The organism is Micromonospora sp. NPDC047730 (assembly GCF_043204765.1).
Taxonomy (GTDB): Bacteria; Actinomycetota; Actinomycetes; order Mycobacteriales; family Micromonosporaceae; genus Micromonospora.
Genome location: NZ_JBIDCU010000012.1, coordinates 185992 through 210253, shown reverse-complemented (window position 1 = coordinate 210253; position 24262 = coordinate 185992). Strand labels below are relative to the sequence as shown.

The following is a 24262-nucleotide window of genomic DNA, read 5'->3' as shown; positions in this document are numbered from 1 at the left end:
GTCAGCGCCTGTCGCCGTAACGTCAGCCCGGGATCGGCGGAATGTCAGGGATGCCGGTCATGGTGGCTCGACCAGCGAGAACGACAGGAGTTGCGATGGATCACGCGATCCGCGCGGAGGGGCTGGTGCGCCGGTTCGGCGACACCACCGCCCTCGCCGGTGTTGACCTGTCCGTCCCCACCGGCACGGTCTTCGGCCTGCTCGGTCCCAACGGGGCCGGCAAGACCACCACGGTCCGGGTGCTCGCCACCCTGCTGCGCGCCGACGAGGGGCGCGCCACGGTCGGCGGCTTCGACGTGGTGCGCGACGCCCACCGGGTGCGCCAGCTGATCGGCCTGACCGGCCAGTACGCCTCGGTCGACGAGACGCTCACCGGGGCGGAGAACCTGCTGCTCATCGGCCGGCTGCTCGGCTCCTCCCGGGCCGACGCCAGGGCCCGCGCCCGGCAGTTGCTCGCCGACTTCCACCTCAGCGACGCCGCCGACCGGCCGGCCAAGACCTACTCGGGGGGCATGCGCCGCCGGCTCGACCTCGCCGCCAGCCTGGTCGGCCGGCCGCAGGTGCTCTTCCTCGACGAGCCGACCACCGGCCTCGACCCGCGCAGCCGCAACGAGCTGTGGGACATCGTGCGCGGCCTGGTCTCCGACGGGGTGACGGTGCTGCTCACCACGCAGTACCTGGAGGAGGCCGACCAGCTCGCCGGCGAGATCGCCGTCGTCGACCACGGCCGGGTGATCGCGCAGGGCACGCCCGAGGAACTGAAGGCCAGGACCGGCGGCCAGGTGCTCGCGGTCCGGCCCGCGGACGCCGCCGACCTGGCGACCGTGGTGGCCATCGCCGGCGAGGTGGTCCACGCCACCCCGGAGGTGGCCCAGAGCACCGTCACCGTGCCGGTGAACGACCCGGGTGTGCTGCCCGCCGTGGTGGGCCGCCTCGACGCCGCCGGCATCGCGGTCGCCGAGCTGGCCCTGCGCGGCTCCAGCCTGGACGAGGTGTTCCTCCAGCTGACCGGGCACCGCGCCGACGCCGACGCCCCTTCCGGGGCCGACCTGGAGAGGACTCCGGCATGACCGCCGCCACCCTGACCGCGCCGGTCGCGCCGGCCCGCCGGCTCGGCCCCGCCGCCGGGCTGCGCCACACGTTGACCCTGGCCTGGCGCAGCCTGGTGCAGATCAAGCACAACCCGATGGAGCTGCTCGACCTGAGCATCCAGCCGGTGATGTTCGTCCTGCTGTTCACGTACGTGTTCGGCGGGGCGATCTCCGGCTCGCCCGGGGACTATCTGACCTTCGCGCTGCCGGGCATCATCGTGCAGAACGCCTTCTTCGCCACCATGACCACCGGGTTCGGGCTGAACAACGACCTCACCAAGGGCGTCTTCGACCGGCTCCGGTCGCTGCCCATCGCCCGCTGGGCGCCGCTGGCCGGGCGGATCCTCGCCGACACGGTCAAGCAGGCGTGGTCGGTGTCGCTGCTCGTCGGCGTCGGCGTGATCCTCGGCTTCCGCCTGGGCAACGGCCTGCCCGGCCTGCTCGGGGCGTTCGCCCTGCTGCTCGCGTTCTCGCTGGCCGCGTCGTGGATCTCGGTGCTGGTCGGCGTGCTGGTCAGCGAGCCGGAGAAGGTGCAGATCTTCGGCTTCATGGTGATCTTCCCGCTGACCTTCACCAGCAACGCGTTCGTGCCGACCGAGACGATGCCCGGCTGGCTCCAGTCCTGGGTCGAGGTCAACCCGGTCACCATCCTGGCCGACGCGCTGCGCGGCCTGCTGGTCGGCGGGCCGGTGGCCGCGCCGGTGGTGCAGTCGCTGCTCTGGGCGGCCGTCCTCGCGGCGATCTTCGCCCCGCTCGCCGTGCGCGGGCTCCGGCGCCGGGTGTGACCCGCAGCCGGCCGCCGGCTACACCTCGGGGCGGTCCTCCTCGCGCGGCGGCTCGCCCTCGCGTCGGCGCAGGTCGTCCTCGCGGCGGCGCAGGTCCTCCTCCCAGCGGGTGAACAGCTCCTGGTCCTCCCGCCGGGAGCGCTCGCCGAGCGAGCGGAGGAACTCGGGATCGTCGTCCGGGGCGACCGGGCGGGGCCGCTCGCGGGCCGGCAGGATCCGGCCCGTCGACGGCGCGCCGCCGGGCCGGCCCGGGGTGCGCTCGCGCCCGGCGGCGAACCAGGCGAGGGAGCCGAGCAGCGGGAAGAACAGGATGATCAGCACCCAGGCGATCCGGGGCAGGGCCTTGATCTCGCCCTCCTCGGCGGAGAGGCAGCTGATCAGCGCGCAGACCGCGAGGACGATCTGCACCACGAAGAGGAGGACGTACAACCGGGCCATGGGTCAATGATGGCGCACCCGGTCCCGTCAACCCAGCCCGCGCGCCGCCAGGAGCGCACCGAGCAGCGCGTAGCCGGCGGTGGCCAGGGCGACCAGGGGCAGCGCCCGCCCGTAGCGGGAGGCCGGGCCGACGGCGTTCGCCCGCCGCCAGCAGACCGCCAGCGCCGCGGCCCAGCCGAGCACGGCCAGCCCGGCGACGAGCGCGCCGAGCGTCCCGCCGGCGGGCGGGCCGGTGAGCGCCAGCCGCACGGTCAGCACCATGATCACCGTGAGCGCCAGCGCCGTGCGCCGCCAGGCCAGCCGGGTCCGCTCGGGTTGCAGCCCGGGGTCGCGCGCCGGCCGGCCCGGCGGCGTCCGCTGCGCGCCGGCGCTCACCGTTCGCCGACCGCCCGGGCCAGCACCGCCGCCACCAGCAGCAGCGCGCCGAGGCCGACGGCGAGGGCGAGCACCGCCGGGAAGCGGGAGGCCGGCAGTTCCTCGCCGAGCCGGATCGCCCGCTCCGTACGCGCCCAGTGGTCGACGGCCCGGACCGCCACCGTTCCGCCGAGCAGCAGCAGCGCGACGGCGATCACCTCACGCAGGTGTGCCAGCGGCAGCGGCGGCAGGAACTGGGCGGCGGCGAGCCCACCCGCGACCAGCGCCAGCCCCGTACGCAGCCAGGCCAGGAAGGTCCGCTCGTTGGCCAGCGAGAAGCGGTAGTCGGGGGTGCTGCCGACCGAGCGCAGTTCGCGCGGGTCGAACCATCGCCTGATCGCCTGCCACACGTGCCGATTATCCGCTTCCGTCCGGTCGTAGCCTGGAGCAGTGACGGATCTTGACGCGATGACGCTGCGGAACGCGTACGACCACCAGTTGCGGGCGTCGGTGCCCGACCCACTGCCGGCGGGGGTGACCGTGGACCGGGACGGCCCGCTGGTCCGCCTTCTCGGCCTCGACCACGGCGGCTTCCTCACCTACCGCGATCTCGACGGGCTGACCGGCGCGGCGCTGGACGGGCTGATCGCCCGGCAGGTGGAGTTCTTCCGGGCGCGCGGCGAGTCGGTGGAGTGGAAGTGGCACGGCCACGACGAGCCGGCGGACCTGCCGGAGCGGTTGCGCGCCGCCGGGTTCGTGCCGGAGGAGCCGGAGACCGTCGTGATCGGCCCGGTCGCGCCGCTCGCGGCCGCGCTCCCGGTCGTCCCCGAGGGCGTACGCCTGCGCGAGGTGACCGCCCGCGCGGACCTGGACCGGATCGTGGCGATGGAGGAGGCGGTCTGGAACGCCGACCGCAGCCACCTGGCCACCGGGCTGGAGAAGGAGATCGCGGCGGACCCGCAGTCGATCACGGTGGTGGTGGCCGAGGCGGGCGACGAGGTGGTGAGCGCGGGCTGGGTGCGCTACGTGCCGGGAACCGGGTTCGCCACCCTGTGGGGCGGCTCGACCCTCGTCCCGTGGCGCCGCCGGGGCATCTACCGGGCGCTGGTCACCTACCGGGCCCGGCTCGCCGCCCAGCGCGACCGGACGCTGCTCCAGGTGGACGCCTCCGACGAGAGCCGGCCGATCCTCCAGCGGCTCGGCCTCGTCCCGGTCACGACGACCACCCCGTACGTCTACACTCCGTGATCATGGAGCAGCGGTTGACGGCCGAGGAGCGGCTGACCCTCAAGACGGGCGCGTTCGGGGCGGTGTTCCTGGTGGCCAACGCCGATCCGGGGATGCTCGCCCTGTTCCGGGAGAGCTTCGCCGCCTCCGCCGCGATGGCCGACACGAGCGGGGTCGTGAAGGAGGCGCTGACCACCGGGCCGCTGCCGAGGCTGCCCCGGGACTCGGCGCTGGAGATCGAGGCGGTGGTGCTGCCGGCGCTGGGCCGCTCCGTCGAGATCCTGCGCGAGAAGTCGCCGCAGGACGTGGCGGTCTACCGCGAGGTGGTGCTGTCCGCCGCCGAGCGGGTGGCCGGGGCGCACCGGGGGGTGGCTCCGGCCGAGGCGGCGGTCATCGAGCGGATCAGGGGCGCGCTGGCTCAGTCGGCGTGAGCCGGTCCGCCGGCGCGGGCGTGCGCCGGCCCGGCGACCAGAGCGCCCGGACGGTGGCGCGTACGCACCGGTCGCGGACCCGGCCGCAGGCGCAGCGGTACGCCTCGGGGCGCGCCCGGCGACAGGGGCGCCGCGGCGGCGGGTCGTGCGGCGTGGCGCTGGAAGATTCTGACATTTCGCGACACCTCCCGATTTGCCAGATTACCCGCCGGGGCGGCCTGCCGTGAGCTGTGTCACCCTGAGGTCGCCGGAGGTCGATGCTACTGACAGGTAACATTGCGCCGTGGGCAACTGCACAGCAGCCCGTGGTTGACCGATCGTTAAGTCACGCGGGAGGCTGCGCCCGTGACCGGGCGAGTGATCGCTACACCAAACAGGAGGGTCGTCGAAGCGCGATGAACATCGTCGTACTCGTCAAGCAGGTGCCCGATTCGGGCGCGGACCGCAACCTGCGCACTGACGACAACACCGTCGACCGCGGTTCGGCGAACAACGTCATCAACGAGATGGACGAGTACGCCATCGAAGAGGCGTTGAAGATCAAGGAGGCCCACGGCGGCGAGGTCACCGTCCTGACCATGGGTCCGGACCGGGCGACCGAGTCGATCCGCAAGGCGCTCTCCATGGGCCCCGACAAGGCCGTGCACGTCGTGGACGAGGCCCTGCACGGGTCCTGCGCCGTGGCCACCTCGAAGGTGCTCGCCGCCGCGCTCGGCCAGCTCAACGCCGACCTGGTGCTCTGCGGCGCCGAGTCGACCGACGGCCGGGTGCAGGTGATGCCGCACATGATCGCCGAGCGGCTGGGCGTCGCGGCGCTGACCGGTGCCCGCAAGCTCACCGTCGACGGTGCCACCCTGACCGTCGAGCGGCAGACCGAGGAGGGCTACGAGGTGGTCACCGCCCCCACCCCCGCCGTGGTCTCCGTCTGGGACACCATCAACGAGCCGCGCTACCCGTCCTTCAAGGGCATCATGGCCGCGAAGAAGAAGCCGGTGCAGACGCTCTCCCTGGGTGACCTCGGCGTCGCCCCGGCCGAGGTGGGCTTCGAGGGCGCGACCAGCGCCGTGCTGGAGCACACCAAGCGCCCGCCGCGCTCCGGCGGCGCGAAGATCACCGACGAGGGCGACGGCGGCGTCAAGCTGGTCGAGTTCCTCGCCACCGAGAAGTTCGTGTGAGAGGTCTGGACATGTCTGAGGTTCTCGTCGTCGTCGAAGCCACCCGGGAATTCGGCGTCAAGAAGGTCACCCTGGAGATGCTCACCCTCGCCCGCGAGCTGGGCACGGCGAGCGCGGTCGTGCTCGGCGGCCCCGGCGCCGCCGAGGCGCTGAGCGCCAAGCTGGGCGAGTACGGCGCGGAGAAGATCTACGCCGCCGAGGGTGACGACATCGACGGCTACCTGGTGGCCCCCAAGGCCACCGTCGTGGCCGAGCTGGTCAAGCGGGTGCAGCCCGCGGCCGTGCTGCTCGCCTCGTCCCAGGAGGGCAAGGAGATCGCCGCCCGCCTGGCCGTCAAGCTGGACAACGGCATCCTGACCGACGTGGTCGCCCTGGCCGCCGACGGCACCGCCACCCAGGTGGCCTTCGCCGGCTCGACCATCGTCAAGTCCAAGGTCACCCGCGGCCTGCCGCTGGTCACCGTCCGGCCGAACTCGGTCAACCCGACCCCGGCGGCCGCCACCCCGACCGTCGAGCAGCTCACCGTGTCGGTCACCGACGCCGACAAGCTGGCCAGGGTCGTCGACCGGGTCGCCGAGCAGAAGGGCTCCCGCCCCGAGCTCACCGAGGCCGGCGTCGTCGTCTCCGGCGGTCGCGGCGTCGGCAACGCCGACAACTTCAAGCTGGTCGAGGAGCTGGCCGACCTGCTCGGCGGCGCCGTCGGCGCGTCCCGCGCGGCCGTCGACTCCGGCTTCTACCCGCACCAGTTCCAGGTGGGCCAGACCGGCAAGACCGTCTCCCCGCAGCTCTACGTCGCGCTCGGCATCTCCGGTGCCATCCAGCACCGGGCCGGCATGCAGACCTCGAAGACCATCGTCGCGGTCAACAAGGACGGCGAGGCGCCGATCTTCGAGCTGGCCGACTTCGGCGTGGTGGGCGACCTGTTCAAGGTCGTCCCGCAGGCCGCGGAGGAGATCCGCAAGCGCAAGTGAGCTGACGCCCGCCCGCACCGGGGCCGGGAACCGCGCGGCGGTTCCCGGCCCGTCGCTGTCCGGCCCCGAACGGGGAGGATCGGGACCGACGACGTCATCGGGCGCGGCCTGACCGCGGGTGGGGAGCTGATCGGCGGGCCGGGGAGCTGAGCCGGCCCGCCGATCAGCCCGTCAGAGGCCCCTCGGCACGCTCTCGCGGGGCCGTGGGCTGTCGGACGCCTCGGCGGAAACGTCGACAACCGAGTATGCCTGACGGTCGACGTCCGGTGGCAACGGCAGCCGCTCGTCCGACCCGTCGCCGAGCACCCCGACCGGGACATCCGTGTGTCGCGCGGGTCGGTAGTACCCCGCGACGTCCGAGAGATTCGTGACGTGCGGGTACGGGGTCCCCACCGCCCCCGTGGGTTGGACGGCGTACTCCGGCGTCCGTCCGGTCCGGGGCCGGTCGTTAGGCTGAGCCGTGATGGCATACCTGGATCACGCGGCGACGACTCCGATGCTCGACGAGGCACTGGAGGCGTACGTCGCCACCGCCCGCGAGGTCGGCAACGCGTCCTCCCTGCACGCGTCGGGCCGCCGTGCCCGCCGACGGGTGGAGGAGTCGCGGGAGCGGGTGGCCGCCGCGCTGGGCGCCCGCCCCTCCGAGGTCGTCTTCACCGGCGGCGGGACCGAGAGCGACAACCTCGCGGTCAAGGGCATCTTCTGGGCACGGCGGGGGGCCGACACCCGGCGGGACCGGGTGGTCTCCAGCGCGGTGGAGCACCACGCGGTGCTCGACGCCGTGGACTGGCTGGCCGACCACGAGGGGGCCCGGGTGGGCTGGCTCTCGGTGGACGCCAGCGGCCGGCTCAGCCCCGACGAGCTGCGCGCCGAGCTGGCCGAGCACGGAGAACGGGTCGCGGTGGTGACCGCGATGTGGGCCAACAACGAGGTGGGCACCGTGCAGCCGGTCGCCGACCTGGCTGCGGTCGCCGCCGAGCACGGGGTGCCGTTCCACACCGACGCGATCCAGGCGGTCGGGCAGGTGCCGGTGGACTTCGCCGCCAGCGGGGTCGCCGCGCTGACCGTGACCGGGCACAAGCTCGGCGGGCCGACCGGGGTGGGCGCCCTCGTGCTCGCCCGCGACGTACCAGCCACCCCGCTGCTGCACGGCGGCGGCCAGGAGCGCGACGTGCGCTCCGGCACCCTCGACACCGCCGGCATCGTCGCCTTCGCCGTCGCCGTGGAGGCGGCGGTCAAGGGCCAGCAGGAGTACGCGGCCCGGATCGCCGCGCTCCGCGACGACCTGGTCGAGCGGGTCCGGCAGGCGGTGCCCGAGGTGGTCTTCAACGGCGACCCCACCGGCCGGCTGCCGGGCAACGCGCACTTCTCCTTCCCCGGCTGCGAGGGAGACGCCCTGCTGCTCCTGCTGGACGCCCAGGGCATCGCCTGCTCGACCGGCTCGGCCTGCTCCGCCGGGGTGGCCCAGCCGTCCCACGTGCTGCTGGCCATGGGTGCCGACGACGACCGGGCCCGCTCCTCGCTGCGCTTCACCCTCGGCCACACCAGCACGCCCGCCGACGTCGACGCCCTCATCGCCGCGCTCCCGGCCACCGTCGAACGCGCCCGCCGCGCCGCCGCCCTCCGCACCCCCCGCTGACCCCACCCCACCCCCCCCACCCCGTCGCGCTCGCCCTGTCGCGCTCGCGATCTTGCACTTTCGGCCCCTCAATCGCGGTGTTTGCCCCTTCTGCCGGGCGACAACTGCAAGATCGCGCGGCGGGGGGACGTTGGCGCCAGGGGCGGGGAGGTCGGGTGGGGCGGGGGCGGGGATAGGCTCGGTGGGGTGAAGGGAGTGGGCCGGTGAGGGTGTTGGCGGCGATGTCCGGCGGGGTCGACTCGGCGGTCGCGGCGGCGCGGGCGGTGGAGGCGGGGCACGACGTGACCGGCGTGCACCTGGCGCTGGCGCGTAACCCGCAGACGTACCGCACCGGCGCGCGCGGCTGCTGCACGCTGGAGGACTCCCGCGACGCCCGGCGGGCCGCCGACGTGATCGGCATCCCGTTCTACGTCTGGGACATGGCCGACCGTTTCCATGAGGACGTGGTGGACGACTTCGTCGCCGAGTACGCGGCGGGCCGTACGCCGAACCCCTGCCTGCGCTGCAACGAGAAGATCAAGTTTGCCGCGGTGCTGGACCGGGCCGTGGCCCTGGGCTTCGACGCCGTGGTGACCGGCCACCACGCCCGGCTCGGGGCGGACGGGCTGCTGCGCCGCAGCGTCGACGTGGCCAAGGACCAGTCGTACGTCCTCGCGGTGCTCACCCGAGAGCAGCTCGACCGGTCGGTCTTCCCGCTCGGGGACTCGACGAAGGCGCAGGTCCGCGAGGAGGCCGCCCGGCGGGGGCTGGCGGTGGCCGACAAGCCCGACTCGCACGACATCTGCTTCATCGCCGACGGCGACACCCGCGGCTTCCTCGCGCAGCGGCTCGGCGAGGCGCCCGGCGACGTGGTGGACGCGACCACCGGCGCCGTGGTGGGCAGCCACGCCGGCGCGTACGCGTACACCGTCGGGCAGCGGCGCGGCCTGCACCTGGACCGGCCGGCGCCGGACGGCCGCCCCCGGTACGTGCTCTCCATCACGCCGAAGACCAACACGGTGACGGTCGGCCCGGCGGAGGCCCTCGAGGTCTCCCGGGTGCGCGCCGAGCGTCCGGTGTGGACGGGCGGGCCCCGCCCGGAGGCCCCGCTGGAGTGCGAGGTGCAGTTGCGGGCGCACGGCGACGTGGTGCCGGCGACGGTCGAGGTGAGCGCCGACGGCCTCCGCGCCGAGCTGCGCCGCCCGGTGCGCGGGGTCGCCGCCGGCCAGGCGATCGTCGCCTACCGGCCGGACCCGGCCGGCGACGTCGTGCTCGGCTCCGCCACGATCGCCGGCTGAGCGGTCCGACCGCCCGGCGGCCGGATAGTCTTCGGCCGTGACAGATCAGGCGTGGCCCTGGCCGGCCGGCGCGGCGACCGGCATCGGTTCCCTCCCCGGCACCGACATCGCCGAGGCACAGCGGATCGTCCTCGGCGAGCTTCCCGCGCTGCCGCACCTGCCGGAGCTGCCGGCCCGGGGCCCCGGCGCCGACCTGGTCGGCCGGACCGCCGGCCTGCTGGTCGAGCTGCCGGTCGAGCTGTACGCCGCCCGCTGGCGGATCGCGCCCCGCCCGGGGCGGGACCTGCGCCGCGCCCGCGACCTGATGGAACGCGACCTCGACCAGCTCGCCGAGCAGGCCGAGGAGTACGCGGGACCGGTCAAGATCCAGGCGGGTGGCCCGTTCACCCTGGCCGCGTCCCTGGAGCTGCCGATCGGGGGCCGGATGCTGCGGGATCCCGGCGCGGTCCGGGACCTCACGGGTTCGCTCGCGGAAGGGTTGCGCGCGCATGTCGCGGCGGTCGTCCGCCGGCTGCCGCACGCCACCGTGCTGCTCCAACTCGACGAGCCGTCGCTGCCGGCCGTGCTCGCCGGGCGGGTGCCCACCGAGAGCGGGTTCGGCGTGTACCGGGCCGTGGAGCCGGGCGTCGCCGGGTCGCTGCTGCGCACGGTCGTCGAGGCGGCCGGCGTGCCGGTCCTGGTGCACTGCTGCGCGCCGGACGTGCCGCTGGAGCTGATCCGCGCCGCGGGCGCCGTCGGCGTGGCCCTCGACCTCGACCTCGTCACCGACCTGGACCCGCTGGGCGAGGCCGTCGACGCCGGGCTCGGGCTGCTGGCCGGCGCCGCGCCGACCCGGCCGCCGGCCGCCGGTCGCGCGCCCACCTCGGCTCAGGTCGCCGACCGGGTACGCCAGCTCTGGGACCGCCTCGGCTTCCCGCGCCGGCGGCTCGCCGAGCAGGTCGTGGTCACCCCGGCGTGCGGCCTCGCCAACGCGACCCCGCAGTACACCCGCGCGGTGCTCGCCGCCTGCCGGGACGCGGGGCGGCGGCTCGCCGAGGACTGAGGTTTCCCGTCGTACGGGCGGGGCACGATGGTCGGCATGATTGGAAAGCTGCGCACAGTGGTGATCGACTGTCCCGACCCGCGGGCCCTGGCCGACTTCTACTCCGAGCTGCTGGGTCTGCCGCTGGACGCCGACGCCAGCGACGACGGTTGGGTGGTGATCTCCGGCTCCGGGCACCGGCTCGCCTTCCAGAAGGCACCCGACCTGCGCCCGCCGACGTGGCCCGACCCGCAGCGCCCCCAGCAGTTCCACCTGGACGTCGAGGTGGACGACGTGGAGGCGGCCGAGAAGCGGGTGCTGGCGCTCGGCGCCCGGCGGCTGCCGGGGGAGGGCGACGACTTCCGGGTCTACGCCGACCCCGCCGGCCACCCGTTCTGCCTGGTCTTCTTCGACTGAGTCGACCGCCGGCCGCCGGTCGCCCCGACCGTCCGGCGGCACGGGCTCGGCGGGCCGCGGCGCGGGTGCCCGGCCGTCGCGGTGGTGCGGGTTGCGGCCGGGCGGCATGATCGCGGGAATGATCGACACCTCGCTCCGGCGGGCCGCCGGCTCGCTCTTCGGCCTCGCCTACGGTGACGCGCTGGGCAAGCCGACCGAGTTCCTGACCGTCGCCGAGATCGTCCGCCGCTACGGCCCGGCCGGCCCGCGCGAGCTCGCCGGCCACCCGGCACTCGTCACCGACGACACCCAGATGGCGCTGGCCGTCGGCTGGGCGCTGCACGATGCTCCGGCGCTGACGCCCGAGGCGGTCGAGCCGCTGCTGCGGCAGCGCTTCCTCGACTGGGCGGCCAGCCCGGAGAACAACCGGGCGCCGGGCATGACCTGCCTGCGCGCCTGCGCCGAACTCGGGCGAGGTGTGCGCTGGCAGGAGGCGACGGTCGCCGGCTCGAAGGGCTGCGGGGCGAACATGCGGGTCACCCCGGTCGGTCTGCTCGACGTCGACCTGGACACCCTCGCCGGGCTGTCCCAGCTCCAGGCGGGGCTGACCCACGGGCACCCGACCGGCCTGGCGGCCAGCGAGCTGACCGCGTACGCCGTGCGGCTGCTGCGCGCCGGCGCGGCACCGGCGGACCTGCCCCGCCTGCTCGCCGACCGGGCCCGCGACCAGCGGCGCGTCTACCGCGCCGACTGGCTCGGCGACCTCTGGCAGCGCCCCGGCGTCGACACGCCGGAGGACTTCATCGCCCGTGGCTGGGACGAGTGCCTGGCGGTCCTCGGCCGCCTCGACGCCGCGCTCGCCGACCCCGACGACGGCGGCGACCCGTGCCGGCACACCGGCGAGGGCTGGATCGCCGAGGAGGCGCTGGCCACCGCGCTGTTCTGCGCGATCCGGCACGCCGACGACCCGGTCGCCGCGCTGGCCCGGGGCGCCACCACCGCCGGCGACTCCGACTCGATCGCCGCGCTGGCCGGCGCCTTCGTCGGCGCGGCCCTGGGCATGTCGGCCTGGCCCGACGCCTGGTCCGCCCGCATCGAGTACGCCGACCAGCTCCACGCCCTCGCCCGCGTCTGGGACTGACCTGCCCCGACGTGCGATGGGCCGTCCGGGAGCCGGCCGGACGGCGCGTCCCGCCGGGCCGTGCGAGAGCCGGCCGGACGGCGCGTGGTCAGGCGCCGGGGAGGTGGGGCAGGCGGCGGATGCGGCGCCACAGGGCGGGGTCGCAGGCACCGGCGTGGCGGGAGAAGTCGGCCAGCGGAACCTGGGCGGGCTCGGCCAGGTCGACGAAGCTGTCGTGGTCGGCGTCGGGGTCCCACTCCCGGGTCGGGATGCGGACGTGGTCGTCCCGGCCGCTCTTGTCCTGACTGGTGATCTTCAGGACGTCGGCGCCCCGGGCGTCGGCGCGCAGCACCAGGCAGGGCCGCACCTTCGAGCCGGTGCCGTCGGCGTACGGGACGTCGGCCCACCAGATCTCACCCGGGCGCGGGGCACCGGCGGGCGCCCGTTCGGCGGTACGCGGCCGGGGTGGCGCGGTCGACCGGCCCGGCCCGCCCGGCGACGCGGTGCCGCGGCCGGGCCGGGTGCGCGGGCGTTCCCGTCGGCGCGGGGCGTCGTCACGGGCACCGCGCCGCCACTCGCTCCACGCCCAGCCGGCCGCCACGGCCAGCGCGACCGCCGTCGCCCAGAGCAGCCATTCCGGCATCCGTACCCCCGCCTCGACAGTTGGTGCGGCGCGGACGCCGCAGGTGGCGGGCCCCTGGCGCAGCCCGCAGTCCGGCGATCCTCGCACGTCGGCGGCCCTGTCGCCGCTCGGGCGTGGCGGGTGGCCGGCGGATTGTCCCACCGGACCGATACGGTGCCGGGGTAGCGGAATCACGGGAGGTCGCACGGTGTCCGAGGAAGCCATCGCCCAGCAGGTCACTCCGGCGCAGGAGGCGGCGGCCGGCGCCGAGCCGACCCCGGAGGCCCGGGAGCGGCACGCCACGCTCAGCCAGGAGCTGACGGACCACCAGTACCGCTACTACGTGCTGGACGCGCCGACCATCTCCGACGCCGACTTCGACCGGCAGTTGCGGGAGCTGGCGGCGCTGGAGGAGCGGTTCCCCGCGCTGCGCACCCCCGAGTCGCCGACCCAGCGGGTCGGCGGCACCTTCTCCACCGACTTCACCCCGGTCGCCCACGCCGAGCGGATGCTCTCCCTCGACAACGCCTTCGCCGACGAGGAGCTGGCGGCCTGGGCCGAGCGGGTCGAGCGCGACGCGGGCGGGCCGGTGGCCTACCTGTGCGAGCTGAAGGTCGACGGGCTCGCCATCAACCTCACCTACGAGCGCGGGCGGCTGGTCCGGGCGGCGACCCGGGGCGACGGCCGCACGGGCGAGGACGTCACCGCCAACGTGCGCAGCATCGCCGACGTGCCGGGCCAGCTCAGCACGTCGGCCGAGTTCCCCGACATCCCGGAGTTCGTGGAGGTGCGGGGCGAGATCTACTTCCCGGTGGCCGCCTTCGCCGACCTCAACGCCGGGCTGGTCGAGCAGGGCAAGCCCCCGTTCGCCAACCCGCGCAACGCCGCCGCCGGCAGCCTGCGCCAGAAGGATCCGCGGATCACCGCCTCCCGGCCGCTGCGCCTGGTGGTGCACGGCTTCGGTGCCCGTCGTGGCTTCCAGCCGGTGACGCAGTCCGAGTCCTACGCGGCCCTGAAGGCGTGGGGGCTGCCGACCAGCGACCGCTGGCGGGTGGTGCCCGACCTGGCCGGCGTCGCGGAATACATCGCCCACTACGCCGCGCACCGGCACGACGTCGAGCACGAGATCGACGGCGTGGTGGTCAAGGTCGACCCGGTCTCCATCCAGGGCCGGCTCGGCTCGACCAGCCGGGCGCCGCGCTGGGCGATCGCCTTCAAGTACCCGCCGGAGGAGGTGAACACGAAGCTGCTCGACATCGACGTCGAGGTCGGGCGCACCGGCCGGGTCACGCCGCGGGCCGTGCTCCAGCCCGTCAAGGTGGCCGGCTCCACCGTCGCGTACGCCACCCTGCACAACGCGCGGGAGGTCGAGCGCAAGGGCGTCCTGATCGGCGACACGGTGGTGCTGCGCAAGGCCGGCGACGTCATCCCCGAGGTGCTCGGCCCGGTGGTCGACCTGCGTCCGGCCGACGCCCGGCCGTTCGTCATGCCCACCACCTGCCCGGCCTGCGGCTCGCCGCTCGCGCCGGCGAAGGAGGCGGACGTCGACATCCGGTGCCCCAACTCCCGTACCTGCCCCGGGCAGCTGCGGGAGCGGGTCTACCACCTCGCCGGCCGCAAGGTGTTCGACATCGAGGCGCTCGGTTACAAGGGCGCGGCGGCGCTGCTCGACGCGCACGTCATCACCGACGAGGGCGACCTGTTCTCCCTCGACGAGAAGCAGCTCGCCCAGTCGCCCTTCTTCGTCAACAAGGACGGCACCCTCGGCAGCAACGCCCACAAGCTGCTGGACAACCTGGCCGTGGCGAAGGAACGCGACCTGTGGCGGGTGCTGGTGGGCCTGTCCATCCGGCACGTCGGCCCCACCGCCGCGCAGGCGCTCGCCCGACACTTCCGCTCCGTCGAGGCGATCGACCGGGCCACCGAGGACGAGCTCTCCTCGGTCGACGGCGTCGGGCCGACGATCGCCGCGAGCATCCGGGAGTGGTTCGCCGTCGACTGGCACCGCGAGGTGGTCCGCAAGTGGGCCGAGGCCGGCGTACGGATGGCCGAGGAGGCGGTCGACGAGGGGCCGCGCCCGCTGGAGGGGCTCACCGTCGTGGTGACCGGCACGCTGGCCGGGTTCAGCCGCGACCAGGCGTCCGAGGCGATCCAGAGCCGGGGCGGCAAGGTGAGCGGGTCGGTCTCCAAGAAGACCTCCTTCGTGGTCGTGGGCGACAACCCGGGCTCCAAGGCGGACAAGGCGGCCAGCCTCAAGGTGCCCGTCCTCGACGAGGCGGGCTTCCAGGTGCTGCTGGACGAGGGCCCGGACGCGGCCCGGGGGGTCGCCCGCACCGAGGAGTGACGGCGGGCACGCGGGGAAGCCACCCGGGCACGCGGGCGGACGGTCCGCGGTGTCGTCGGTGGGCGTCGTCGCGGGCGGCTTGCGGGGACTGGCCCGGATACCAACTTAATTACGACTACGACCGATTCGCGACTGTCGTGTCGGGCATTGCGCCACCGAGGGCGTTTCATTGACGGCACGGCGTGCCAGCGGGTCACGCCTCGTGGACCGAGACCCCCGGGAGGTGCGATGGAGGCCGCCGACCTGCGGAACTCCGTTCCGCCCGGCCGGGGACGCCCGTTCTTCGTCTTCGTCTGGTCGGTCGTCGCGCTGGCCGTGCTGTTCTGCGTACGCCCGGTGCTCGCCCTCCCGGAGGAGCTGCCGGAGCTGCCGGCGGCGTTCTGGGTGATGGCGGCCCTCGCCGTCGGCTGCGACGCGCGCCCGTTCGTGCCGCCCGGGCGCCGGCAGACCTCGGCGGTCTTCCCGTCCACCTGCTTCACCTTCGCGATCCTGCTCGGCTGGGGGCTCGGCCCGGCGGTCGCCGTGCAGGCGGTGGCCGTCGTCGTCTCCGGCTGGCGGATGGGGCACGCCCCCTGGCGGACGGCCTTCAACGCCGGCCAGTACGCCTGCGCCCTGGCCGCCGCGTACGTGGTCACCTGGCTCGGGCCCGGCGGCATCTTCGACGGCGGCCCGCTGCGCTGGACGGACGTGGCCGCCGTGGGCGGCGCGACGGTGGCCTGGTTCGCCGTCAACTACGCGCTGGTGAGCGCCGCCGTCCGGCTGCGCTTCGGCGACCGCTGGTGGCCCAGCCTGCGGCAGGGGCTGGGCTTCGAGCTGCTCTCCACCGGCTCGCTGCTGCTGCTCGCCCCGGTGCTGGTCGCCGCGGCCCGGGCCAGCGCGGCGCTGATCCCGCTGGTGCTGGTGCCGCTGTTCGCCGTCTACCGGATGGCCCGGCTCAGCGTGGAGCAGCAACAGCTGGCCTCACTGGACCCGCTCACCGGCCTGCCCAACCGCAAGGCGCTGCTGGCCGAGGTCGGCGAGCAGGTGCACCTGCACGCCGAACGGGCAACCCGCGGCGAGCCCGGTGCCCACCTGGCGCTGCTCCTGATCGACCTCGACCGGTTCAAGAACGTCAACGACGCCCTCGGGCACGCGGTGGGTGACCGGCTGCTGGTCGAGGTGAGCGCCCGGCTGACCGGCGTGGCCGGGGAGGACATGGTGGCCCGGCTGGGCGGGGACGAGTTCGCCATCGTGATGACCGGGCTGGCCGACGTCGGCGAGGCCCGGGACCTCGCCGACCGGGTGGTCCGCGCGCTGGCCGAGCCGGTGCCCCTGGACGGGCTGCCGCTCGACGTGGGCGGCTCCATCGGCATCGCGCTCTTCCCCGAACACGGCGAGGACTTCGCGACCCTGATGCGCCACGCCGACGTGGCGATGTACGACGCCAAGCACCGCAACGACACCGTGGCGGTCTACGCGGCCGAGTCGGACCACAACTCCGCCGAACGGCTGGGCCTCCTCGCGGACCTGCGCCGGGTGCTGGAGTCCGGCCGTCCGGCCGGCGCGCCGCCGGCGACGCGGGCCGGGCTCCCGCCTGAGGACGCCGCGCGGGCCACGCTCCCGCCTGAGGACGCCGCGCCGGCCGGGCTCCCGGCGGGGGAAGCTGCCCCGGACGGCCTACCGGCGGGGGAAGGCGCGCGGGCCGGGCTCCCGGGCGGCGGCGACGGGCCGCAGGGGGCGGCCGACCGGACCGTGGCCGGTGGGGTCCTGGCCGAGGGGGGCGGTGATCTCGCCGGCGTCGATGGTGCCGCCGCGACGGCACCGGCCACGCCGGCGATGGGCGCGCGGGGCGGAGACGGCGCGGAACTTCCGGCCGACGCGGCGGGTCTGCGCCCCGACGCCGGATCCGGCCGCTGGCGGTTGCGCCGCCGCCGGCAGCGGACCGAGCCGCCGCCCACCGACGAGTTGATCAACCGGATCGTCACCGCCGCCGATCCGATCCGCCGCCGGACGGCGGCATCGCCCGAGACCGGCCCGGACCGGGGCGACGGTCCCGGCCGCCGCGAGCACGCCGGTCGGCCCGGGGGCGAGACCGGCGTCGGCGTACGCCGGCAGGGCACGACCGGCGACGGCGGCCGGCGCGGCGACCGCGACCCGGCGGCCCGGCGGGGTGGCCGGCAGGACGCGGCCCGGCGGCGGGGCGCGGACCCCGGGCCGGCTCGGGGTCGGGACGCGGAGCTGGACCCGGCCGCCGAGGCGGGCGAGATCACCATGTACTACCAGCCGCAGGTCGCGATCGCGACCGGTGAGGTGGTCGGCGTGGAGGCGCTGCTGCGCTGGCGGCACCCCCGCCGGGGGATGGTGGACCCGGAGGAGTTGATCCGGGTCGCCGAGCAGAGCGCGGTGATGCGGCTGCTGACCCGGCGGGTGGTGGACGACGTGGTGGAACAGCTCGCCAAGTGGTCGGCCGCCGGGATCGCCGTGCCGGCGGCGCTCAACGTCAGCGTGCGGGACCTGCACACCGGTGAGATCGCCGACCAGATCGCCGACCTGCTCGCCCGGTACGGCGTGCCGCCGCAGCGGCTGCAACTGGAGATCACCGAGGGGGCGCTGATGGCCGACCCCCGCCGGGTGCTGGCCACCATCTCCCGCCTGCACCGGATCGGGGTGGGCATCGCGTTGGACGACTTCGGCACCGGGTACTCGTCGTTGCAGCACCTGCGCCGGCTGCCGCTGTCCGAGGTGAAGGTGGACCGCTCCTTCGTGCTGGGGATGGCCGAGGACGCCGACGACGCGGCGATCGTGCGGTCGACGATCGAGCTGGCCAAGGCGCTCGGGCTGCGGGTGGTCGCCGAGGGCGTGGAGGACGAGCGCACCTGGCGCATGCTGCACGCCGCCGGCTGCGACGCCGCGCAGGGCTGGTTCTACGCCCGGCCGATGCCGGCCGAGGAACTCGTCGCCTGGCTGGCCCGCTACCGCCCGGTCCGCCCGACCCCCAGCCCCGACGCGGAGATCCCCCGCCGGCACGCCCGCTGAGCCCACCGTCCGCCGAGCCCGTCGCCGGGATGCCTCCCACGGGGCGGCGGCCCGGCGCGCCGCGCCCATAGGGGGAGTCGGGGACGCGCCGCCGGGACGGAACAATAGACTCGCTCCGGTCACCGCGCGTCACGCACATCGCCGCGCGGCCGGCACCGGCCCGACCGGCAACACCGTCACGAAGGGGGCACCGATGGCCGCCATCTCCCGCGAGGAGGTCGCGCACCTGGCGCGACTGTCGCGGCTCGCCGTCACGGAGGAGGAGCTGGACACCTTCGCCGGCCAGCTCGACGTGATCCTCCAGGCGGTCGCGCAGGTCGGCGAGGTCACCGCGGCGGACATCCCGCCGACCTCGCACTCGGTGCCGCTGACCAACGTCCTGCGGGACGACGTCGTGGTGCCCGGGCTGACCCCGGAGGAGGCGCTGTCGGGCGCGCCCGACGCCGAGGAGCAGCGGTTCCGCGTACCGCGGATCCTGGACGAGGATGTGGCGTCATGAGCGAGCGGATCACCAGGCCCGGTGTGTCCGGCGCGCAGGACGCCGGTGAGCGAAGCGAGGCGGCGGCATGAGTGACCTGACCAGACTGACCGCGACGGAGATCGCGGGGCTCGTCGCCGCCGGCGAGACCTCCGCCGTCGAGGTCACGCGGGCGCACCTGGACCGGATCGCCGCCGTGGACGACCGGGTGCACGCGTTCCTGCACGTCGACAGCGAGGGCGCGCTCGCCGCCGCCCGCGAGGTGGACGCCCGCCGCGCCGCCGGCGAGGAGCTGGGCCCGCTGGCCGGCGTGCCGGTCGCGGTGAAGGACGTGCTGACCACCAAGGGCGTGCCGACCACCGTCGGGTCGAAGATCCTGGAGGGCTGGCGCCCGCCGTACGACTCGACGATCGTGCAGCGGCTGCGCGCCGCCGGCACGGTGATGCTCGGCAAGACCAACATGGACGAGTTCGCCATGGGCTCCTCCACCGAGTACTCGGCGTACGGCCCGACGCACAACCCGTGGGACCTGAGCCGCATCCCGGGCGGCTCCGGCGGCGGCAGCGCCGCGGCCCTCGCGGCGTACGAGGCGCCGCTGGCGATCGGCTCCGACACCGGCGGCTCGATCCGCCAGCCCGGCGCGGTCACCGGCACCGTCGGCGCGAAGCCGACCTACGGCGGCACCTCCCGCTACGGCCTGGTGGCGTTCTCCTCCTCGCTGGACACCCCCGGCCCGTGCGCCCGTACGGTGCTGGACGCCGCGCTGCTGCACGAGGTGATCGGCGGGCACGACCCGCGCGACTCCACCTCGATCCCGCAGCCGGTGCCGGACGTGGTGGCCGCCGCGAGGCGGGGCGCGACCGGTGACCTGACCGGCGTGAAGCTCGGCATCGTCACCCAGTTCACCGGCGAGGGCGCCGAGCCCGGCGTGCTGGCCGCGTTCCGCGAGTCGGTCGACGCGCTGACCAAGCTGGGCGCCGAGATCGTCGAGGTGTCCTGCCCGAACTTCACGTACGCGCTGCCGGCGTACTACCTGATCGCCCCGAGCGAGTGCTCCTCCAACCTGGCCCGGTTCGACGGCGTCCGGTTCGGCCTGCGGGTCGGCGACGACGGCAACCGGTCGCTGGAGGAGGTCATGTCGCTGACCCGGGAGGCCGGCTTCGGTCCCGAGGTCAAGCGCCGCATCATGATCGGCACGTACGCGCTCTCGTCGGGCTACTACGACGCCTACTACGGGCAGGCGCAGAAGGTCCGGACCCTGATCACCCGGGACTTCACGGCCGCGTTCGAGAAGGTCGACGCGCTCATCTCGCCGACCACCCCGTTCGTGGCGTTCCCCATCGGGGCGCGCACCTCCGACCCGTACCAGATGTACCTGGCCGACCTGTTCACCATCCCGACCAACCTGTACGGCGGGCCGGGCATCTCGGTGCCGTGCGGGCTCTCCGACGGGCTGCCGGTCGGCTTCCAGATCATGGCCCCGACCATGGCCGACGACCGGATGTACCGGGTCGCCGCGGCGCTGGAGAGCGCGGTCGGCACGTTCACCCCACCGGCACTGTGAGGCAGGAGCTCAGATGACGACGACACTGCCCGCGTACGACGAGGTCGTCGCGCGCTACGAACCGGTGATCGGCCTGGAGACCCACGTCGAGCTGGGCACGAACACCAAGATGTTCTGCGGCTGCCCGACCGACTTCGGCGGCGCGCCGAACACCCGGGTCTGCCCGGTCTGCCTGGGTCTGCCCGGCTCGCTGCCGGTGGCCAACAGGGCCGCCATCGAGGCGACGATCCGGATCGGCCTGGCGCTGAACTGCTCGATCGCCGAGTGGTGCCGGTTCGCCCGGAAGAACTACTTCTACCCGGACATGCCGAAGGACTTCCAGATCAGCCAGTACGACGAGCCGCTGTGCTTCGAGGGCTACCTGGACGTCGAGGTGAACGGCGAGCTGGTGCGGATCGGCATCGAGCGGGTGCACCTGGAGGAGGACACCGGCAAGACGCTGCACGTCGGCGGCACCACCGGGCGCATCCACGGCGCCACCGAGTCGCTGGTCGACTACAACCGGGCCGGCATCCCGCTGGTGGAGATCGTCACCAAGCCGGTCCCCGGCACCGGCGCGTTGGCCCCCGAGGTGGCCCGCGCGTACGTCACCGAGCTGCGCGACGTGATCCGCTCGCTGGGCGTCTCCGACGTGCGGATGGAGGAGGGGTCGCTGCGCTGCGACGTCAACACCTCCCTTAACCTGCCCGGCGAGGAATGGGGCACCCGGACGGAGACCAAGAACGTCAACTCGCTGCGGTCGGTCGAGCGGGCGGTCCGGTCGGAGATCATCCGGCAGGCGTCCGTGCTCGACGCGGGCGGCCGGATCACCCAGGAGACCCGGCACTTCCACGAGGACACCGGCGACACCACGCCGGGCCGGTCCAAGGAGACGGCGACCGACTACCGCTACTTCCCGGAGCCCGACCTGGTGCCGCTCGCGCCGGACACCGCCTGGGTCGCCGAGCTGAAGGCCGCCCTGCCCGAGCTGCCCCGGCTGCACCGCCGCCGGCTCCAGGAGCAGTGGGGCCTGTCGGACGCGGACATGCAGTCCGTGCTCAACGCCGGCGCGGTCGAGCTGATCGAGCAGACCGTCGCCGCCGGCGCGTCCCCGGCCGCGGCCCGCAAGTGGTGGCTGGGCGAGCTGTCCCGGCGGGCCAACGAGACCGGCGTGGAGCTGGCCGACGTCGGGGCCACCCCGGCGCAGGTCGCCGAGCTGCAGGGTCTGGTCGACGCCGGCAAGCTCAACGACAAGCTGGCCCGCAGCGTCCTGGAGGGCGTGGTGGCCGGCGAGGGCTCGCCGACCGAGATCATGACCAACCGGGGCCTGGAGGTCGTCTCCGACACCGGCGCGCTCACCGCCGCCGTGGACGAGGCGATCGCGGCCAACCCGGACATCGCCGAGAAGGTGCGCAGCGGCAAGGTCGCCGCGGCCGGCGCACTGGTCGGCGCGGTCATGAAGACCACCCGCGGCCAGGCCGACGCCAAGACCGTCCGCGAGCTGATCCTCTCCCGCCTCGGCGCCTGAGGTGTAAGGAAGGGCACCTTCCTAACGCATTTTGTATAGGAAGGGCCCCTTCCTTACACCCGAGCCGCCGCGTGCGTTCGTTGTGCGCGGCGGCTTCGTACCCGCGCAGTGCGGCTGAGTATCTGCGCAGTTCAGCTGCGTACCCGCGCAGTTCCCGCCCCCGACCGGCCGTCAACGGTGACGTGCCGGACCCCTGGAGCCGAACGTGAACCGAACCGACCTCGACGTCCTCGACGAGATCCAGCGGCGGGTGCTCTGGCTCGCCACCCGGATCGTCGACGCGGCCAACCACGACCGTGACACCGGCGACGGGGTGAAGGTGGGCGGGCACCAGGCGTCCAGCGCCTCGCTGGTCACCGCGATGACGGCGCTGTGGTTCGCGCACCTGGACGCCGAGGACCGGGTGGCGGTCAAGCCGCACGCCTCGCCGGTGTTCCACGCCATCCAGTACCTGCTGGGCAACCTCGACCGGTCGTACCTGACGACGCTGCGGGCCCGGGGCGGGCTCCAGTCGTACCCGTCGCGTACCAAGGACCCGGACGAGGTGGACTTCTCCACCGGCTCCGTCGGGCTCGGCGCGGCGGCGCCGCTCTTCGCCGCCGCGACGCGGCGCTACGTCGACGCGCACTTCGGCGCCCGCCCGCACTCCCGGTTCGTCGCGCTGATCGGCGACGCCGAGCTGGACGAGGGGAACATCTGGGAGGCGGTCGCCGACCCGGCCACCACCGGCCTGGGCAACGTGATGTGGCTGGTCGACTTCAACCGGCAGTCGCTCGACCGGGTGGTACCCGGGGTGCGGATCAACCAGTGGCGGGGCCAGTTCGAGGCCGCCGGCTGGCACGTGGTCGAGGTCAAGTACGGCCGCCGGCTCGCCGAGGCGTACGCCCGGCCGGGCGGGGAGCGGCTGCGCGACTGGATCGACGCGATGCCGAACGAGCAGTACCAGTCGCTGTTCGGGCTCGCCGGGCCGGCGCTGCGCAAGCAGTTCCTCGACGGCGCGCCCGACGGGATCGAGGCGTTCATCGCCGACATCGGCGACGACGAGCTGGGGCCGCTGGTCACCGACCTGGGCGGGCACGACATGGCGGCGATGCTCGACGCGTACGCCCAGTGCGACGCCGTCACCGACCGGCCCAGCGTGGTGTTCGCGTACACCGTGAAGGGGTGGGGGCTGCCGATCGCCGGCAACCCGCGCAACCACTCGGCGCTGCTCACCACCGAGCAGGTCGACGCGCTGCGCGCCGCGCACGGCCTGACGCCGGGGACCGAGTGGGACCGCCTCGACCCGGCGTCCCCGGCCGGCATCCGGGCCGGCGAGCGCCGGGAGGCGCTGTCCCGCGCGCCCCGCGAGCGGGCGCTGGAGGTCACCGTCCCGGAGACCACGCGGGTACGCGCCAACAAGCCCATCTCGACGCAGGAGGTCTTCGGCCGGGTGCTGGTCGAGTTGGCCCGCAACCCCGAGGTCGGCCGCTACCTGGTCACCACCGCGCCGGACGTGGCCACCTCCACGAACCTCGCCGGGTTCATCAACAAGACCGGCGTCTTCGCGCCCACCGAGCAGCGTTCCTGGACCGAGGACCGGATGCTGCGCTGGACGGAGAGCCCCGCCGGCCAGCACATCGAGCTGGGCATCTCGGAGATGAACCTGTTCCTGCTGCTCGGCCAGCTCGGCCTGGCCTGGGACCTGTCGGCCCAGCCGCTGCTGCCGGTCGGCACGGTCTACGACCCGTTCGTGCTGCGCGGGCTCGACGCGTTCCTCTACGGCACCTACTCCGGCTCCCGGTTCGTGGTCGCCGGCACCCCGTCGGGCATCACCCTCGCCCCCGAGGGCGGGGCGCACCAGTCGACCATCACCGCCTCGGTCGGCCTGGAGCTGCCGGGGGTGACGTTCCTCGAACCCGCGTACGCGGCCACGCTGGACTGGCTGCTCTGCGACGCGCTGGGCCGGATCGCCGGCGGATCGACCCCGTCGGCGACGGCCGCGCCGGCCGAGGACGGGGCGTACTACTTCCGGCTCAGCACCCGCCCGATCGACCAGGCGCCCTTCGAGGCGGCCCGGGCCCGGCTCGGTGACGCGGTGCTGCGCCGGCAGGCGGTCGCCGGGGCGTACCGCCTGGTGGACGCCCACCAGGCGTACCCGCACCTGGCCGAAGCCCCGGTCGTGCAGCTCGCGGCCTCCGGCGCGGTGCTGCCGGAGGTGCTCGTCGCGGCGGCGGAGCTGGCCGAGGAGGGCATCGCCGCGCACGTCGTCGACGTCACCTCGCTGGACCGCCTCTACCGGGCCTGGCAGCGTACCCTGCGCCAGGGCGTCCGCACGGCGACCGTGCCGAGCGTGCCCGGCGCGCTGCGCTCGGCGTTCGCCGACCGGGTGCCGGTGGTGACCGTGCACGACGCCGCCTCGCACGCGATGGCGTGGCTCGGCTCGGCGGTCGGCGCCCCGGCGGTGCCGCTCGGGGTGGACGAGTTCGGCCAGTCCGGCAGCGTCCACGAGCTGTACGAGCTGCACGACCTGCTGCCCGGCAGCATCGTCAACGCAGCCCTCGCCGCCCTGTCCCTGCGCTGAGCCGCGCCGGGCCGTCGCGGGGCCGTCGTGGGGCCGTCGCGGGGCCGGGAGGCGGTCCGGAGCCCCTGTCGAGGTTGCCCAGAGTAACCAGCGTCCGAGGTGGCGGAGCGTAACCGCCAGTGCGGGGCGACGCGGCACGTGTGCGCGCCCTTTGCTCTGCAGCCATATACGCGACACGCCTCTGAGCAGCGACAACGTCCGGAGCTTCGATTGGCGAGCGGCGGCGTTTGGCTACGCCTGGTTA

The 24262-nt window shown here is 74.6% G+C and carries 21 protein-coding genes; 17 read left to right on the top strand and 4 right to left on the bottom strand.

Annotation, left to right across the window (positions count from 1 at the left end):
- Positions 1-95 precede the first annotated feature (95 nt).
- Both ACGF5G_RS25545 and ACGF5G_RS25540 read left to right on the top strand, forming a co-directional pair.
- Complete coding sequence (locus ACGF5G_RS25545; protein WP_393266932.1) at positions 96-1070, top strand: ATP-binding cassette domain-containing protein; 975 nt, start codon at positions 96-98, stop codon at positions 1068-1070.
- Positions 1067-1876: an ABC transporter permease gene (locus ACGF5G_RS25540; protein WP_393266929.1), complete on the top strand. Its 810-nt coding sequence runs from the start codon at positions 1067-1069 to the stop codon at positions 1874-1876. The genes ACGF5G_RS25545 and ACGF5G_RS25540 overlap by 4 nt, the downstream gene beginning before the upstream one ends.
- An 18-nt stretch (positions 1877-1894) precedes the next feature.
- On the opposite strand, the gene ACGF5G_RS25535 is transcribed toward ACGF5G_RS25540, so the two are convergent.
- The 3 genes from ACGF5G_RS25535 to ACGF5G_RS25525 are packed head-to-tail and all read right to left on the bottom strand — an operon-like array spanning position 1895 to position 3078.
- Positions 1895-2314 (bottom strand): PLD nuclease N-terminal domain-containing protein, encoded by a 420-nt coding sequence (locus tag ACGF5G_RS25535; RefSeq protein ID WP_357453652.1) that lies wholly within the window; start codon positions 2312-2314, stop codon positions 1895-1897.
- Between the two features lie 27 nt (positions 2315-2341).
- Entirely contained in the window at positions 2342-2689 is a 348-nt protein-coding gene (locus ACGF5G_RS25530; RefSeq protein ID WP_357453649.1) for a DUF202 domain-containing protein, read from the bottom strand.
- Positions 2686-3078, bottom strand: coding sequence for a DUF202 domain-containing protein (locus ACGF5G_RS25525; protein WP_350705113.1), 393 nt, complete (start codon positions 3076-3078; stop codon positions 2686-2688). The genes ACGF5G_RS25530 and ACGF5G_RS25525 overlap by 4 nt, the downstream gene beginning before the upstream one ends.
- A 40-nt stretch (positions 3079-3118) precedes the next feature.
- On the opposite strand from ACGF5G_RS25525, the gene ACGF5G_RS25520 reads away from it, so the two are divergent.
- The 9 genes from ACGF5G_RS25520 (at position 3119) to ACGF5G_RS25480 (ending at position 11946) form a co-directional block, all read left to right on the top strand.
- Entirely contained in the window at positions 3119-3916 is a 798-nt protein-coding gene (locus tag ACGF5G_RS25520; protein ID WP_393266926.1) for a GNAT family N-acetyltransferase, read from the top strand.
- Between the two features lie 2 nt (positions 3917-3918).
- Positions 3919-4326, top strand: a complete 408-nt coding sequence (locus tag ACGF5G_RS25515) for a hypothetical protein (protein WP_393266924.1) — start codon at positions 3919-3921, stop codon at positions 4324-4326.
- A 395-nt stretch (positions 4327-4721) separates the two neighbouring features.
- Complete coding sequence (locus tag ACGF5G_RS25510; protein WP_393266921.1) at positions 4722-5501, top strand: electron transfer flavoprotein subunit beta/FixA family protein; 780 nt, start codon at positions 4722-4724, stop codon at positions 5499-5501.
- Between the two features lie 11 nt (positions 5502-5512).
- A complete protein-coding gene (locus ACGF5G_RS25505; protein WP_393266918.1) occupies positions 5513-6472 on the top strand; it encodes an electron transfer flavoprotein subunit alpha/FixB family protein in 960 nt (319 codons plus the stop codon).
- A gap of 463 nt (positions 6473-6935) precedes the next feature.
- Positions 6936-8111: a cysteine desulfurase family protein gene (locus ACGF5G_RS25500; RefSeq protein WP_393266916.1), complete on the top strand. Its 1176-nt coding sequence runs from the start codon at positions 6936-6938 to the stop codon at positions 8109-8111.
- A gap of 203 nt (positions 8112-8314) precedes the next feature.
- On the top strand, positions 8315-9388 hold the full coding sequence (gene mnmA, locus ACGF5G_RS25495) for a tRNA 2-thiouridine(34) synthase MnmA (RefSeq protein ID WP_393266914.1): 1074 nt from the start codon (positions 8315-8317) through the stop codon (positions 9386-9388).
- 37 nt (positions 9389-9425) lie between these two features.
- Entirely contained in the window at positions 9426-10430 is a 1005-nt protein-coding gene (locus ACGF5G_RS25490; protein ID WP_393266911.1) for a methionine synthase, read from the top strand.
- 36 nt (positions 10431-10466) lie between these two features.
- Positions 10467-10826: a VOC family protein gene (locus ACGF5G_RS25485; protein ID WP_393266908.1), complete on the top strand. Its 360-nt coding sequence runs from the start codon at positions 10467-10469 to the stop codon at positions 10824-10826.
- Positions 10827-10944: 118 nt separating this feature from the next.
- A complete protein-coding gene (locus ACGF5G_RS25480) occupies positions 10945-11946 on the top strand; it encodes an ADP-ribosylglycohydrolase family protein (protein ID WP_393266905.1) in 1002 nt (333 codons plus the stop codon).
- A gap of 88 nt (positions 11947-12034) precedes the next feature.
- Here the strand turns inward: ACGF5G_RS25480 and ACGF5G_RS25475 are convergent, their stop codons facing one another.
- A complete protein-coding gene (locus ACGF5G_RS25475) occupies positions 12035-12655 on the bottom strand; it encodes a type II toxin-antitoxin system PemK/MazF family toxin (RefSeq protein WP_393266903.1) in 621 nt (206 codons plus the stop codon).
- 100 nt (positions 12656-12755) lie between these two features.
- Between ACGF5G_RS25475 and ligA the strand changes: the two genes are divergently transcribed.
- The 6 genes from ligA (at position 12756) to ACGF5G_RS25445 (ending at position 24018) form a co-directional block, all read left to right on the top strand.
- The gene (gene ligA, locus ACGF5G_RS25470; protein ID WP_393266900.1) at positions 12756-14891 is read left to right on the top strand and encodes an NAD-dependent DNA ligase LigA; all 2136 of its coding nucleotides are present in this window, start codon (positions 12756-12758) and stop codon (positions 14889-14891) included.
- A 228-nt stretch (positions 14892-15119) separates the two neighbouring features.
- Complete coding sequence (locus tag ACGF5G_RS25465; RefSeq protein ID WP_393266898.1) at positions 15120-17906, top strand: EAL domain-containing protein; 2787 nt, start codon at positions 15120-15122, stop codon at positions 17904-17906.
- A gap of 193 nt (positions 17907-18099) precedes the next feature.
- Positions 18100-18405, top strand: a complete 306-nt coding sequence (gene gatC / locus ACGF5G_RS25460; RefSeq protein WP_350685712.1) for an Asp-tRNA(Asn)/Glu-tRNA(Gln) amidotransferase subunit GatC — start codon at positions 18100-18102, stop codon at positions 18403-18405.
- Positions 18406-18472: 67 nt separating this feature from the next.
- Positions 18473-19948 (top strand): Asp-tRNA(Asn)/Glu-tRNA(Gln) amidotransferase subunit GatA, encoded by a 1476-nt coding sequence (gene gatA / locus ACGF5G_RS25455; protein WP_393266896.1) that lies wholly within the window; start codon positions 18473-18475, stop codon positions 19946-19948.
- Positions 19949-19961: 13 nt separating this feature from the next.
- Positions 19962-21455 (top strand): Asp-tRNA(Asn)/Glu-tRNA(Gln) amidotransferase subunit GatB, encoded by a 1494-nt coding sequence (gatB, locus tag ACGF5G_RS25450; protein WP_350704713.1) that lies wholly within the window; start codon positions 19962-19964, stop codon positions 21453-21455.
- Positions 21456-21660: 205 nt separating this feature from the next.
- A complete protein-coding gene (locus ACGF5G_RS25445) occupies positions 21661-24018 on the top strand; it encodes a pyruvate dehydrogenase (protein ID WP_393266894.1) in 2358 nt (785 codons plus the stop codon).
- The last annotated feature ends 244 nt before the right edge of the window (positions 24019-24262 follow it).